This is a genomic window from Planococcus sp. SE5232 (assembly GCF_050686535.1).
Taxonomy (GTDB): domain Bacteria; phylum Bacillota; class Bacilli; order Bacillales_A; family Planococcaceae; genus Planococcus.
This window is the reverse complement of the sequence record NZ_JBOGCP010000001.1, coordinates 959,085-973,138: the sequence shown is the minus strand read 5'-3', so window position 1 is coordinate 973,138 and position 14,054 is coordinate 959,085. Positions and strand designations below refer to the sequence as shown.

General features: G+C 42.4%; 14 protein-coding genes. 2 read left to right on the top strand and 12 right to left on the bottom strand.

What is annotated here, in order from left to right; genetic code table 11:
• From ACRC6Q_RS04540 to ACRC6Q_RS04495, 10 genes are all read right to left on the bottom strand, one after another.
• A complete protein-coding gene (locus tag ACRC6Q_RS04540; RefSeq protein ID WP_431465905.1) occupies positions 1–1,113 on the bottom strand; it encodes a capsular polysaccharide biosynthesis protein CapF in 1,113 nt (370 codons plus the stop codon).
• A complete protein-coding gene (locus ACRC6Q_RS04535; RefSeq protein WP_431465904.1) occupies positions 1,110–2,135 on the bottom strand; it encodes a polysaccharide biosynthesis protein in 1,026 nt (341 codons plus the stop codon). Before ACRC6Q_RS04535 ends, ACRC6Q_RS04540 begins: the two co-directional genes overlap by 4 nt.
• A gap of 14 nt (positions 2,136–2,149) precedes the next feature.
• Positions 2,150–3,358: a glycosyltransferase family 4 protein gene (locus ACRC6Q_RS04530; protein ID WP_431466320.1), complete on the bottom strand. Its 1,209-nt coding sequence runs from the start codon at positions 3,356–3,358 to the stop codon at positions 2,150–2,152.
• A gap of 45 nt (positions 3,359–3,403) precedes the next feature.
• A complete protein-coding gene (locus tag ACRC6Q_RS04525) occupies positions 3,404–4,045 on the bottom strand; it encodes an acetyltransferase (protein ID WP_431465903.1) in 642 nt (213 codons plus the stop codon).
• On the bottom strand, positions 4,038–4,673 hold the full coding sequence (locus ACRC6Q_RS04520; RefSeq protein WP_431465902.1) for a sugar transferase: 636 nt from the start codon (positions 4,671–4,673) through the stop codon (positions 4,038–4,040). The genes ACRC6Q_RS04525 and ACRC6Q_RS04520 overlap by 8 nt, the downstream gene beginning before the upstream one ends.
• A gap of 2 nt (positions 4,674–4,675) precedes the next feature.
• Entirely contained in the window at positions 4,676–5,788 is a 1,113-nt protein-coding gene (locus ACRC6Q_RS04515; protein ID WP_431465901.1) for a DegT/DnrJ/EryC1/StrS family aminotransferase, read from the bottom strand.
• A gap of 56 nt (positions 5,789–5,844) precedes the next feature.
• Positions 5,845–7,686, bottom strand: coding sequence for a polysaccharide biosynthesis protein (locus tag ACRC6Q_RS04510; RefSeq protein ID WP_431465900.1), 1,842 nt, complete (start codon positions 7,684–7,686; stop codon positions 5,845–5,847).
• Positions 7,687–7,812: 126 nt separating this feature from the next.
• Positions 7,813–8,580, bottom strand: a complete 768-nt coding sequence (locus ACRC6Q_RS04505; RefSeq protein WP_431465899.1) for a tyrosine-protein phosphatase — start codon at positions 8,578–8,580, stop codon at positions 7,813–7,815.
• A 50-nt stretch (positions 8,581–8,630) separates the two neighbouring features.
• Complete coding sequence (locus ACRC6Q_RS04500) at positions 8,631–9,332, bottom strand: CpsD/CapB family tyrosine-protein kinase (protein ID WP_298824685.1); 702 nt, start codon at positions 9,330–9,332, stop codon at positions 8,631–8,633.
• A gap of 4 nt (positions 9,333–9,336) precedes the next feature.
• Complete coding sequence (locus tag ACRC6Q_RS04495) at positions 9,337–10,062, bottom strand: YveK family protein (protein WP_431465898.1); 726 nt, start codon at positions 10,060–10,062, stop codon at positions 9,337–9,339.
• Positions 10,063–10,241: 179 nt separating this feature from the next.
• Between ACRC6Q_RS04495 and ACRC6Q_RS04490 the strand changes: the two genes are divergently transcribed.
• Positions 10,242–11,027, top strand: coding sequence for an SGNH/GDSL hydrolase family protein (locus ACRC6Q_RS04490; protein ID WP_431465897.1), 786 nt, complete (start codon positions 10,242–10,244; stop codon positions 11,025–11,027).
• 15 nt (positions 11,028–11,042) lie between these two features.
• Positions 11,043–11,966: a LytR family transcriptional regulator gene (locus ACRC6Q_RS04485; RefSeq protein WP_431465896.1), complete on the top strand. Its 924-nt coding sequence runs from the start codon at positions 11,043–11,045 to the stop codon at positions 11,964–11,966.
• A 466-nt stretch (positions 11,967–12,432) separates the two neighbouring features.
• Here the strand turns inward: ACRC6Q_RS04485 and ACRC6Q_RS04480 are convergent, their stop codons facing one another.
• Positions 12,433–12,672, bottom strand: coding sequence for a hypothetical protein (locus ACRC6Q_RS04480; RefSeq protein WP_223634673.1), 240 nt, complete (start codon positions 12,670–12,672; stop codon positions 12,433–12,435).
• Positions 12,673–12,872: 200 nt separating this feature from the next.
• Complete coding sequence (locus tag ACRC6Q_RS04475; RefSeq protein WP_431465895.1) at positions 12,873–14,033, bottom strand: glycosyltransferase; 1,161 nt, start codon at positions 14,031–14,033, stop codon at positions 12,873–12,875.
• Positions 14,034–14,054 lie beyond the last annotated feature (21 nt).

Below are 14,054 nucleotides of genomic sequence, written 5' to 3'. Positions count from 1 at the left end.
TTAAACCTCCAAATAATGAGTGTCCGGCTTTTCAGGATCAAAGCTTTCATTCACCCACATAACTGTGACTAAGTCTGTTTCTCCTACGTTAACGATCGAATGTGTATATCCTGTTGGAATATCAACAGCCTGCAGTTTGTCACCATTCACGTAGTATTCGATAATCTCTTCTGAATCAATATTTCTGAATCTAATTAACCCATTTCCGCTTACTACCAGAAACTTTTCATTTTTAGTATGGTGCCAATGGTTTCCTTTAGTGATACCTGGTTTAGATATATTCACTGAAACTTGACCGCGGTCCGGTGTGCGGAGAAACTCCGTAAAAGACCCACGATTATCGACATTCATCTTCAAATCATAAGAAAAAGATTCTTCAGGCAAAAAACTCAAGTAAGTACTGTACAACTTCTTCGTCAGGACATCGCTCATTGCAGGAACTGCTAAAGATGTTCTACTTACTTTGAAGGTTCTAATCAGGTCAGCTAATTCACCCAATTTAATGCTATGAGTAACTGGGATAGTACAGTAATCGTCAATGATAGTTGGATTGCCTTCCAATGCTTTCGAAAATTCCGCCATTACGTCATCAATGTACGCCAATTCAAGAAGAACTTCTGGATTGTTTACTTGGATATCCAAATTTCTCGCTATGTTATAGCAGTATGTAGCCACTACCGTATTGTAATTTGGTTTACTCCATTTCCCAAACAAGTTGGGTAATCTATACACAAAAGCGTCTGCACCTGTTTCTCTTGAATAGGCAAATACTTCATCTTCTCCAGCTTTTTTGCTCTGACCATATGGATTATCTTTTTCAGCTTGTATGGAAGAAGTAATCAATACTGGCGCTTTGTTTTCATTTTTTATAAGAGACTGGAGCAATTGGGAAGTTAAGCCTTGATTCCCTTCCATGAATTCACTTTCATTTACAGGGCGGTTCACTCCTGCCAAATGATAGACAAAATCACAGTCTTTTGTAAATCTCTCAAGGTCTTCGCTAGAATTCTCTCTATTAAACAGATACAATTCCTCATGACCTTGATTTTTCAATTCTGCTACCAAGTTTTTACCAACAAATCCATTAGCACCTGTCACTAAAATTTTTGTCATTGCGTAACACCCATTTTTTCCAGTTCTACTTTAACGACATTAAGTGTAAGTAATAAATCTTTTATTTCTTGCATTGATAAACGGTGCGTATTATGAGAGTTGTACTCCCACCCTTCTGAAATCTCTTCTTCACCTTCAGTGAAGTATTTGTTGTAGTTTAAGTCACGGTTATCAGCAGGGATACGGTAATAGCCGCCCATATCTGTAGCAACAGCCATTTCTTCTCTTGTTAGAAGAGTTTCATATAATTTTTCACCGTGACGAGTTCCAATAACTTCTATTGGATTATCAACTTTAAACAATTCTTTAAGTGCCTGTGCAAGTTCACCAATTGTAGAAGCAGGAGCTTTTTGCACAAAAATATCTCCTTGATTTGAGTTTAAGAAAGCAAATAGAACTAATTCAACAGCATCCTCCAACGACATTAAATATCTAGTCATTTCTGGATCGGTGATAGTCAAAGGCTTACCTGCTTTAATTTGGTCGATAAACAATGGAATCACTGACCCACGTGATGCCATAACATTACCGTACCGAGTACCACAAATATTTGTGTCATCCACACTCACAGTTCTCGATTTAGCGACAGTAACTTTCTCCATCATTGCTTTGGAAATCCCCATAGCATTGATTGGATACACGGCTTTATCAGTAGAAAGGCAAATAACTTTTTTGACGTTATTCTGAATAGCAGCATTCAATACATTTTCTGTTCCCAACACGTTCGTTTTAACTGCTTCCATTGGGAAAAACTCACATGAAGGAACTTGTTTTAGTGCAGCGGCATGAAATACGTAATCTACATTGTTCATTGCTGTATTAATACTATTAATATCTCTTACATCCCCAATATAGTATTTGACTTTTGGGTTATTAAGGCGCTTTCTAATATCTTCTTGCTTTTTTTCATCTCTTGAAAATAAGCGAATTTCTTTAATATCTGTATCTAGAAATCTATTAAGTACAGCATTTCCGAATGAGCCTGTACCTCCAGTTATTAACAACGTCTTATTCTTAAACATATTTTAACCTCTTTCTATTTTTTAAAATGACTCATTATAATGTCATAAGAATGTTTAGGAGTATAATTCTCCTCTAAGTATTTCCTGGCATTCTTTCCGAATTTTTCTCTTAGATCTTTGTCACTTAATTTTTTTACTTTCTGATTAAAAACCTTAATTTCGTTGCTCTCACACCAATATCCAAACTCGCCTTCTGTTATAACTTGGCCAATATCAGTATTAGGGTCAGTGGCCGCTAAGACTGGCATTGAAGCTTGCATGTACGATAGTAACCGGGATGGAAAATTAGGGATTGTGAAACGGTGATCTAAGAAAATTAAACCTACATCACAGGAATTAGCTAAGACTTCATAATCTTGTTTAGGTAATTGTTGAAACAATTGAGCGTTAGTTGGCGCGTTGTTTTCGAAATAAGAATTTAATTTACCAAACTCTGTGCCTGAACCTGCAATTACAAAATATATTTCCTTATTGATCTTGTTCATTTCCAGGCACTTTATCAAGAAATCTATACCTTGCGGCTTTCCAAGATTTCCCCCATATACAAAAATTGTTTTATCTAAAGGAATATTGTATTTATTTCTAATATCATTCTTTATTATCTCGTCTATTTTTATTTCGACTGGTGTAATACTGTTAGGACAAATTTCTACGATATCTTTATTTAATTCTGGATTTTCTTTTAGCAAGAAATCTACATTTGCTTGTGACATGCATCCGATATAATCTGAGCTATTATATAGCTTTTTTTCTTTTGATTTAAAGAGGCGATAAGGAATACTTTTAACTCCCTTTTTGCTCATCATGCCTAAATCAACTGCATTTTGAGGAAAAATATCTTTTAACAGCAAATAGGACTTTGCTCCATCTCTATTTTTTATATATTCCACTGCTTTTTGTAGTGTGATAGGAGGCGTTGAATAAATTATTAAATCGAATTTTATATTGGTAAAATGCTTTTTGATAGAACGCATAAAAACAAATTCTAAAGTAAGGGTCGATACAGCCTTTTCTATAATATTAGTTTTTTGAAAATTACCAATCTGTGGCTTGAGTATTTTATGTGTTTCTTTATCAATCAGTTTTGTAGCTTTGTTGTTTCTTTTTTCACTAGGAGATATTATATAAACTTCGTGATTATTATTCACAAATTCACGCATCAAATCTGTGTAAATTCCACTTTCTTCGATTGACTCGAAATCTAATAACGTTAGAAAAAGCACATTCAATTACTACACTCCCCAAAGGAAATTTTCTTAGAGCCTAACTTAATAAATAAATTTGATAGGTTTCGCCGGCGCACCAACTGCTACACAGTTAGCGGGTAATTCGTTTACTACAACGGCTCCAGCACCTACAACTGTATTACCTCCGATTTTTACACCTTGAATTGCAACAGAACCAATTCCTAACCAAGAGCCAAGAGCAACTTTAACACTCCCGGCCAAATTAACCCCCGGAGAAACATGTACATAATCCTCAATCAAATTATCATGATCAACAGTAGCAGCCGTATTTATTATGCAACCTTCTCCAATTTTAGTTGAAGAGTTAATAATTACTCCCGCCATTACCACAGTACCTGAAGCTATCTCAACTTCCTCGCCTATAACTGCATTCGGATGTATTAACACAGGTATTGTTGCACCAAAAGTTTTCAAGCTTAGTTGAATTTTTTCTCTTGTAGAGTTATTGCCCACAGCCACAAAAATATCCCATTCAGCAATAAAATCTTCAGAGTCTCTTGATTTTCCAATAACATCAAGACCAAGTGAAGATTTAAGAGTATCATCATCATCGAGAAAAGCTATCTTTTTCCATTTTTTCATTTTCAATGCGATATCAGCCACCACTTTTCCGTGACCACTAGCACCGATTATAAGAAGGTTTTCTTTTAGATTTTCATTCATGCTTTTCATTCCCTTTAAAAGCTTCCATAGTAACTGCAGTATCAGAACTAATGCCTTCTCGTACAAAGACCTTCTTGAATGTAAGAAGTATTATCTTCCAATCACCAGTGAAACTAATTCGATCAACATACTCTACATCCAACCTAAACTTGTCTTCCCAACTAATAGCATTTCGCCCATTAACTTGAGCTAAACCAGATAAACCTGGGCGAACCTCATGACGCTTTTTCTGCTGCTCATTATACAAAGGCAGATACTGAACTAACAAAGGGCGTGGACCGATAATAGACATATCACCAATTAAGATATTAAAAAGGCCAGGCAACTCATCTAATGATGTAGATCTTAAAAACTTACCAAACTTAGTCAAGCGAACACTATCCGGCATAAGATTTCCTTCAGCATTTCTCTCATCCGTCATAGACCTAAACTTATACATCTCAAATATCTCTTCATTCAGTCCCGGCCTCTCCTGCTTAAACAAAACTGGACTCCCAAGTTTCGTTCTAACTATAATGGCCACAATGAGAAATACAGGACTAAGTATAATAATCGCAGTCAAAGAAAGCACAAAATCCATCGGCCTTTTGAAAAACCTTCTATATATACCACCTTTGTTCTTTTGCATAATTACTCCCACAACCCTCGAATTATCTTAACAACTCTTTCCAACTGCTCATCTGTAATCTTCGTATCACACGGCAAACAGACCCCAGTCTCAAACAATCTTTCCGAAACATCCGTGCCAACAAAATCATACTTCTCAAAATAAGGCTGCATGTGCATCGGTTTCCAAACAGGACGAGATTCAATATTCTCCTTTTCAAGAGCATCCATCACTTCAACCGGTCGAACCTTGCCTGTTAGCGTCATTGCACTCAACCAATAATTTGGCTTGTCCCATTCGTTATTTGGCATGAATTTTACACCTTCAAGGTCGCTTAGATTGTTCTTATAAAAATTGTATATGTAGTTCTTCTTCTCGACTCTATCATCCAACACTTTAAGCTGACCTCTGCCAATTCCAGCAATAACATTGCTCATCCGATAATTGAAGCCTAGTTCGCTATGCTGATAATGTCTTGCTTGGTCTCTAGATTGCGTAGCCCAGAATCTTGATTTAGCAATACGTTCTTGATTATTGGATACAAGCATTCCTCCACCTGAAGTGGTGATGATCTTATTACCATTAAAAGAGAAGATTCCGTAGTCTCCGAATGTTCCAGTATGTTGGCCTTTATAATAGGTACCTAAAGATTCAGCTGCATCTTCAATTAGTACAACATTATATTTTTTGCAAAGTGCTAAAATTTGATCCATTTCTGCCGATAAACCATATAGATGGACTAACAATACAGCTTTAACTTGAGGATACTTCTCAAATGCTTCTTCCAATGCCTTGGGTGACATATTCCATGTCTCGTAATCGCTATCGATAAAAACCGGAATGGCATTTTGATAGATAATCGGATTTGCTGTTGCAGAAAATGTCAGTGTTGAACAAAAAACGATATCGTCTTTCTCAACACCGGCTGCTTTTAAAGCTAAATGAATAGCTGAAGTTCCAGAAGATAATGCTGCTGCAGCTTTAGATCCGACTTTAGCTGCCAATTCGTTTTCAAATCCGTCTACATTCGTACCAAGTGGAGCAATCCAATTCGTATCGAATGCTTCTTTTACAAAATGCTGTTCATAGCCTTCATCGCTCATATGAGGCGATGAAAGAAAAATTCGTTCTGCCATTTTTCATGCATCCTTCCTTGACCTATCCATATCATTCATCAAGATTCTATATATTTTTAATTACTGACTTTCAGTAATCCTGTATCTTTCAAATCAATATTTTTTCGATTAGCTAAAGTTACCAATACATCCTTAACCTCATCATTCTCCATATCAGGCAACTTCTCTAAAAGATAAGTCAACTCACCCTCACTAACCGGATTCGCCTTCCCAATATAAATCTTCGGAAACACCTGCTCAGTCTGAATTTCATTGTCATTCAATAACTCTTCAAACAATTTCTCTCCAGGACGTATCCCAGAGAAATTGATGCCGATTTCGCCTTCTGAATAACCGGACAAGCGGATCAAGTTCTGTGCCAGATCAACAATCTTCACAGGTTCTCCCATATCCAAGACGAACACTTCGCCACCTTCAGCCAATGTTCCTGCTTGAATAACCAAGCGTGATGCTTCAGGAATCGTCATGAAATAACGAGTCATGCGTGGATCTGTCACGGTAATCGGGCCACCAGCTGCGATTTGTTTCTTAAATAAAGGGATAACCGATCCACGCGAACCAAGTACATTGCCGAAACGCACCGCTGCGAATTTCGTGTCGCTGCGTTTCGCCAGGTTCTGGACGATCATTTCCGCGAAGCGTTTCGTTGCCCCCATGACGTTCGGCGGGTTCACTGCTTTATCTGTCGAAACCATAACGAAATTGCCTACGCCGATCAAATGCGCAGCTTCCGCAACGTTCTTCGTGCCGTAAACATTGTTCTTGACCGCTTCCATCGGGTTTCCTTCCATCAAGGGCACATGCTTATGCGCCGCTGCATGGTAGACCACATCCGGTTTATAGGTCTTCATGATTTCCAGGATACGTTCTCGGTCTTGGACGTCTGCGATGATTGGGATGATTTCCGTATCGGGAGCCAGCTTTTGGCGAAGCTCCATATCGATCAAGTAAATCGAGTTTTCTCCGTGGCCTAAAAGCAAAAGCTTTTTCGGGCCGAAGCGAGCGATTTGGCGTGAAATTTCAGAGCCAATCGACCCACCTGCACCTGTTACAAGAATCGTCTTGCTGGTCAGTTGGTTCGCAATCTTGTTCATATCCAGTTTTACTTCATCGCGGCCCAATAGGTCCTCGATCTTAACGTCCTGGATATCCGTCACCGAGACTTTCCCCGTCATGATGTCTTCAATGAGGGGAATCGTCTGTGTCCGGACACCGGAGTCCATACAGGTCTTGATCAGTTCGGCGGTTTCCTGCTTGCCGAGTGAAGGAATGGCGATGATGATCGTATCGATCAAATTGTCTTTCGCAATGTCCGCAACGTCTTTCGTGTTGCCGTGAACGACCCGGACACCGTAAATATCAAGGCCTTGTTTGTTTTTGTCATCATCGACGTATAATACCGGCAACAGGCCGTTTTCTGGATTGGCCAGTAATTGGCGAGCCACTAAGCTGCCCGCTTTCCCGGCGCCTACCACTAACGTTCGTTTCAGTTCTGAACTTTTGGGTTTCATCTTGTTATCTCGGAACAGCCGCCAAGACAGGCGTGATCCGCCGATCAAGATGAGATGCAGCATCCAGGTAATGGCTAAAGCACGGAATAGGACATCGCCTCTGTACATGTATTGGACTAGACCAATTACGACGATGGACCAGCTGACCGCTTTAAAAATGGACGTCAATTCTCCGATTGAAGCGTACTCCCAAACTTTCCGGTACAAGCTGTAGTACATCGCCAACGCGTGATGTGCGATGAAAATTGTCAGGGCACTTGCCATCAGGAATTGGTTTTGCAAAACAGCCTCGTAGGGGTAAAGCACATAATAACCGACAAATATTGAGAAAAATACAATTAATGAGTCAACGATTAGTAATAAAGACACACGGTTTTTCAACGACAAAGCAGTCAATCCTTTCAATTCCCAGTACTATATACATAGCTTTGTAAAAATCTTATCTAACTCTAACATACTATGAAATGGAAATGATAGGATTTAAAAAACAAATTAATACTTTTATATTATTTATTAAGCAAATATATTCCACCATTTCCCTTTCTGGATGTCATCGGGCTCTAATACATGCAGATGATCGTCCAAAAGGATGCGTTCGTTGTTTTCTAGAAAAATATCGACCATGTCGTGCTGCTTCTTTTTCTCCAGGTAATCCAGGCCTTCATTGAACAGGAATGGCCGCTTGTCCAGGCTGTGGACATCCGATCCATAGACATGGATCAAGTTGGCGTCGATCAGGGTCATGGCCGTACGCTGAATGGCTTTGCCGAAGCTTCCGGCAACGGATCCCGCTGTGACTTGCGCCATCGCCCCGTGGAGCAAGAGCTTCTTTAAACGTTCTGGCTTTTCAATGATGCCTTGGTTGCGTTCGGCATGGGCGATGATCGGCACGTAATTATTGGTGATCAATTGTTGGATGATCGGGACGGTGTAAGCGGGTATGCCGGATGACGGAAGCTCGAGCAGCACATAACGGGACCCTGCCATCGTCAACGCTTCTTTTGCCAGCAGCTTTTCCGGCAGCTTTTCGCTCAGGCGGCATTCCTGACCGCTGTAGATTTTAATCGGCAACTGTTCCTGGGCGACATAACTGTTGACCAGCTCCAATTGCTTTTTTAACGCTGCGAGGTTTGTTTGGAAGTTCGGGTGAAAGGCGTGTGGTGTGGCGATGATGCCGGTCAGCTGTTCGTCAACCGCTTTTTCCAACATCCGTTTTGTCTGTTCCATCGTTTCCGCTCCGTCGTCAAGACCGGGCAGGATATGGGCATGGGTATCGATCATTTCTTGTTCCTCCTTGTGCGCTTAAAAAAAAGTAAAAAGGAAAATCCTTTTTACTCTGCATTCCCGTAATATTGATAATAATAGCTGTCTTTTGCCAGAGCGTAATTATTCAGGACCGCACCAATCAGACGGCTGTTTGATGACTCGATGGCTTCTTTGGCTTTCAGCGCCATTTCTTTTTCGGTATTGCCCGAGCTGACGACCAGAATCGTGCCTTCGCATTTGTTCGCCAAAATCTGTCCATCGGTTACGGAAAGAACAGGCGGCGCATCGAAGATGATCAAGTCATACATTTCTTTCAGTTGTTCGATCAATGCCGTCATTGACTTGGAAGCAAGCAGTTCTGCCGGGTTCGGCGGAATCGGACCGCACGTCATCAAGTCCAGGCGTTCAACCGCTGTTGGGCGGATGACTTCCTGGATGGAATTTTGGCGCGTCAATACACTCGACAAACCAACCGTGTTCCCCATACGGAAGGTATAGTGCGTCGTCGGTTTGCGCATATCGCCGTCCACCAACAAGACTTTTTTGCCTTCCTGTGCGAAAACGACGGCCAGGTTTGCGGACGTTGTCGACTTTCCTTCTGACGGTGCTGCAGACGTTACAACGAGTGTACGGATTTCTGCATCCGGTGATGAAAAGTTGATATTGGTGCGCAAGGTACGGAATTGTTCCGCTACGAACGAACGCGGTGTAGTGAATGCGATAAGTTTACGTGCAGTTTCCTGCAGGACTTTTTTCTTTCTTGCCATAGCGTTACACCGCCCTTCTTCTAGATGATGCAGTAGGTTCATCCAACTTGGCTTCTTCTTTAATAGGAGAAATGACGCCAAGCATCGGAATACCTAAGATGTCTTCTATATCCTGTTGCGTTTTAATGGACGTATCCAAGTATTCAAGCAGGAACGCAATGCCGACTCCCAGCATCAAGCCGATCACTGCGGCAATCGCCATGTTCAACATCGGGTTCGGTGCGACCGGTGATGGGTTTTCTTTCAGTACCGCTGGTGAGAGGATCGAAACGTTATCGACGTTCATCAATCCCATGATTTCGCCTTCAAAGACTTCTGCCGTTTTATTGGCGATTTCCACTGCCTGTGCCGGGTCTTCGTCTTGTACCGTCACGTTGACCACCTGTGAATTCTCAGCAGTTGCGACGGTGATTTTGCTGTTCAGCTGCTCGACGGACATATTAAGGCCTAACTGGCTTGATACTTCATCTAATATCGCTGGGCTTTTGATGATGACTGAATATGTATTGATCAATTGAAGATCGGTTTGGATGTTTTGGTTCGTCAATTGGCTGGCTTCTGTCTGTTCCTGGTTGACCAGGATCTGTGTGGAAGTCTCATACATCGGTGTCAGGACTAAAAAAGAAACAACGCCCGCGATGGTGATGGCTAATATCGTCATGAGTGCAATTAACCCGGCCCGTTTTTTCAGGGTTTTGAACAGGTCTTGTAAGCTGATGGTTTCTTCCATGTAGTAAGTATCTCCTTTAATTAGCATATTCTTGCCAGTCTCTTTTATAAACAACTTAAAATAGTATAGCATAGGAAAGAGTCGAAAGAACTTCCAAATTTAAAATGTTTTATAGGCTATTAGAATGAATTATGCTATCTTTATTTGTAAGTATGGATGTTTTTTGAAAGGAGTATTCGATGAAATTGTATAAAATTGGCGCCGTTTTGGCTGTACTTGTGTGTGTCATTGCATTAGTATTCAGCTATTTGACCTGGCAGGATAAACTTGAAAATGTATTGGATAAACCGGAGGAAGCGCGTGCCCAGTCTGCTGATAAAGCAGAAGAAGAACCGGAAATCGAAACAAATGACGATTCTGTGAACGTTGAAGGATTGATCGCTAATATGGATCCACAGGTTCAGGCGATTTTTGAAGCACGAAATAGCGAAGGCGAAAGCGTGAAGTTGCTGATTGCGGGTTCTGCCGCGTTGGCATCGGGTGAACCTGGCTACGCGGAGCAATTGGAAGCGTCTTTAGCGGAAGCGTATGGAAACTTTATCGAGACGGATATCGTTTCTATAGAAGGAACGTCTGAATCCCTGGCGAATGTCGATCTGTCGGCAGGCTATGATGTGGTGTTGCTCGAGCCGATGACGTTGATGAACAACGACCGCATCGCCATCGAACAGGAACGCGAGCACATCAGAGAGTTTGATGCTGCACTGACTGCTGAGAAGGAAGACGCGCTAGTGGTCCTCCATCCCCCGCAGCCGATTTACGGCGCCGGCTATTATTTATCGCAAGTGACCGCATTGAATGAATTTGCGTCGACAAACGGTTATGCTTATATTGATCACTGGTCCGCGTGGCCAGATACAGATGATGAGTTGCTGAAGGAATATTTGGCGGAAGACGGATTACCGAACAACAAAGGCGCACAGGTATGGGCAGAAGAATTACAGGCGTATTTTATCGCCAACTAAAAGGGGCAAAGCTAGATGAGCAGAAGAGACAAAAAAAACAAGAAGAAAAAATGGCCGTGGATCGTCGGGATTCTTGGACTGATCGTCATCGGCCTTGGGATTTACCTGTTTACGGTATATAGCACGTTCACGAACACATTAGAAGAAATCCACGAGCCGATTGAACGAGAAGCCTCGGAAAAACGCACGACGGACCAGGCTGTTGACCTGAGTCAGGAAGATCCGTTTTCGGTCTTGCTGCTGGGTGTCGATGAACGGGAAGACGACCGCGGCCGTTCAGATACTGTGGTTGTGATGACGGTTAATCCAGCGGAACAATCGACGAAGATGGTGTCGATTCCGCGTGACACGTACACGGAGATCGTCGGACGCGGCACGATGGATAAGATCAACCACGCGTATGCATTCGGCGGCATCGAAATGTCGATGGCGACTGTAGAGAATCTGTTGGACATTCCGATAGATTATGTCATGCAAGTGAATATGGAAGGCTTTAAGGACATTGTTGATGCAGTTGATGGGGTTGAAGTCAATAATACATTGGCATTTGACGGGTTTGCTGAAGGTACGATTGAGTTGAATGGCGAAGAAGCGTTGGATTATGTAAGAATGCGCAAACAGGATCCGGAAGGCGACTTTGGCCGACAGAATCGCCAGAAGCAAGTGATCCAGGGCATCATGAAAAAAGGGGCGTCTGTGAATAGCTTGCTGAACTATAAGGACATCTTTACTGCCCTTGGCGATAACGTCCGCACGAATATGACGTTTGACGAGATGATGGATGTGCAGTCGAACTACCGCGACGCGATCGGTACGGTTGATCAGCTGATGGTAGAGGATGGTTACGGAGAGACGATCAATGGCATCTGGTATTACATGATGGACGAAGCCGAGTTGGCGGAGATCCAGTCGACGTTGAAAGAACATCTGAATATGTAATTTTGGTGAGTCAGGAGTGCAACCCCGTTTCGGGGTGGCGCTCTTTTTCTTTTGGCAGAGGATTTTTTGAGATTTTCTATAAGTCGCTCTGGTGCTAGGTTTTGATGAATTCTAGAAGTCGCGTTGGTGCTCTGGAATGGACTCCCGCGATAAGCCAAGTAGCTGAAGTACGCTACTCGTCTTATCGCTCCGTCCACTCCTGGACGCACCTGCCGCTTGGTTTTGTAAGACTCGCAGCAAACTTGTCTGGTTTTGAGTGTGGAAAGTTAGCGTGTGATTCCGCAATCGCTCGGCGTGATGGTGCACACGCCTTCGCTTGGAGAATAATCACTTTAGTTGGGTTCTATAAATTGTGTGTGAATTGTGTGGGTGCCAGGCACCCACACAATTCACACACAATTTACCTTTTTCCCCACACAAAAGCCCGCTCCTGTGGTCAGGAGCGGGCTCAGGTGAATGATTCAGTTTACTGGATCATCTGGCGCATCGGCAAAATCATCATTTTTTTTTTAGAATCGCCGAATTTGAGTTTCTTTAGATCGTATTCACGAACAAAATACACAAAGGCCTGTCTCGGCATGCCAAGCTGTTTGGCACCAACAGATGGGCCCACATTGTCCTTGATATAGAGGTCCTTCATGACTTCCACCAAGGCTTTGTTATGCCGCTGCTCTATTTCTTCTCTATAAGCGTCATACTTCGTCATAAGCCCTTCACCTCACTTCCCACTGGTTTATATAGGTCTTGCGCATCTTTTCTCTTCTTATATTTACATTATAAGGCTTCCAGTTCTTCATTACTAGTCTATATGTCATGTTTTCGTTTGTAAATTCTTGATATTTGAACTACTTACTTTTATCGTTTAAACTTTCAGTCAACTCGTACTTTAAGGTTTCGGCGTCATCCTTAATGCAACCGGAACGAGAATCGCTTGGTCTCAGCTTCTTTGATGAAGTTCTCCATCACGTGATCACTTTCAAATTCACGCGCTTTGATGCGGTCCCATTTGGAGATTTTCTGGTACTCTTTTTCACTCGACAGCAATTTCTCGATTTGCGCCTGGACACTGAACAACTCGCTGTTTTTCGAGAACGAATCGCCGCTTTCGTATGGTGGCAATTGATGGAGAAAGCCTTCTGTTACTCCGTCCCAATCGTTGATCTTGGCTGTAATGCCCGGAATGCCGCAGCCTGATGCTTCAATCAACGGAACCCCCATGCCGACAAAACAAAACGTATCTTGCAAAGCCCGTTTTTTGTCCGCATAGGTGAATGCCCCATGCATGAAAATATGGTCGCGCGCAGAAGATTCGGCGATTTTATTGCGCAGGTCGTCTTCGCCTTGCCCTGTTCCGTAGATGTGATAGGTAAATTCCGGATCGATCTTGATCAGCTTTTCCATGATGTCGACCATATAATAATTATAAGTGCGGAAATGCGCCAGTTGCCCTATAGAGACGATGCGCCGCGAGTTGAAGTTGCATAAGCTTTTGGTTGGACCGCAAAAATCGAGCGGCATCGGAAAGATTGCATTGTCCAATGGCGCACCAATGGCTTCTTCTGTCATTTTTTTAATGGAAGGATTCATAAACAGTAGTTTTTTGTAGAATTTCGGATCGATCAATTTCAAAGTTTTGACGACTCCCCCCATGCGCTCCTGCTTGTAGCTTTCCGGATGGTAGACGCCGGACATCCGCTTTGTCGCAGGCAATAGATATGACAATAGGAACGACATCGGCCCAAACGAATAAACCAGGTCGAATTGTTTGTCGAGGCGCATACTCAGCATTTTGGTAAGTAGCCAAAGATTGACTGAAGGATCTTTCGGATCTTCATCAACGACGATGGTCACGCCTTTGACTGACTCGAGCTCTCGCAGCAGAGGCCCCCCGCTGCTGAACAGGAAAAGCGTCACATGATAGCCGCGGGCGCTGAGCCATTTGACCATGCGGACCACCAGCATTTCCACGCCCCCTACTTTCATGTTCTTATGGATGAGCGCAATCGATTGGATCGGCTGTGTCCGTCTTTCAAAGTTGAAGAAATTGTCGCTGCTGAATGTAATCATGAAAACACCTCATCTGATGGA

Excerpts from the sequence above, each read along its gene's own strand:
- ACRC6Q_RS04505 (WP_431465899.1), bottom strand. The coding sequence starts at position 8,580 with ATGATCGATACCCATGCCCATATCCTGCCCGGTCTTGACGACGGAGCG.
- ACRC6Q_RS04480 (WP_223634673.1), bottom strand. The coding sequence starts at position 12,672 with ATGACGAAGTATGACGCTTATAGAGAAGAAATAGAGCAGCGGCATAAC.
- ACRC6Q_RS04490 (WP_431465897.1), top strand. The coding sequence starts at position 10,242 with ATGAAATTGTATAAAATTGGCGCCGTTTTGGCTGTACTTGTGTGTGTC.
- ACRC6Q_RS04525 (WP_431465903.1), bottom strand. The coding sequence starts at position 4,045 with ATGAATGAAAATCTAAAAGAAAACCTTCTTATAATCGGTGCTAGTGGT.
- ACRC6Q_RS04485 (WP_431465896.1), top strand. The coding sequence starts at position 11,043 with ATGAGCAGAAGAGACAAAAAAAACAAGAAGAAAAAATGGCCGTGGATC.
- ACRC6Q_RS04495 (WP_431465898.1), bottom strand. The coding sequence starts at position 10,062 with ATGGAAGAAACCATCAGCTTACAAGACCTGTTCAAAACCCTGAAAAAA.
- ACRC6Q_RS04520 (WP_431465902.1), bottom strand. The coding sequence starts at position 4,673 with ATGCAAAAGAACAAAGGTGGTATATATAGAAGGTTTTTCAAAAGGCCG.
- ACRC6Q_RS04535 (WP_431465904.1), bottom strand. The coding sequence starts at position 2,135 with ATGTTTAAGAATAAGACGTTGTTAATAACTGGAGGTACAGGCTCATTC.
- ACRC6Q_RS04475 (WP_431465895.1), bottom strand. The coding sequence starts at position 14,033 with ATGATTACATTCAGCAGCGACAATTTCTTCAACTTTGAAAGACGGACA.
- ACRC6Q_RS04515 (WP_431465901.1), bottom strand. The coding sequence starts at position 5,788 with ATGGCAGAACGAATTTTTCTTTCATCGCCTCATATGAGCGATGAAGGC.
- ACRC6Q_RS04500 (WP_298824685.1), bottom strand. The coding sequence starts at position 9,332 with ATGGCAAGAAAGAAAAAAGTCCTGCAGGAAACTGCACGTAAACTTATC.
- ACRC6Q_RS04540 (WP_431465905.1), bottom strand. The coding sequence starts at position 1,113 with ATGACAAAAATTTTAGTGACAGGTGCTAATGGATTTGTTGGTAAAAAC.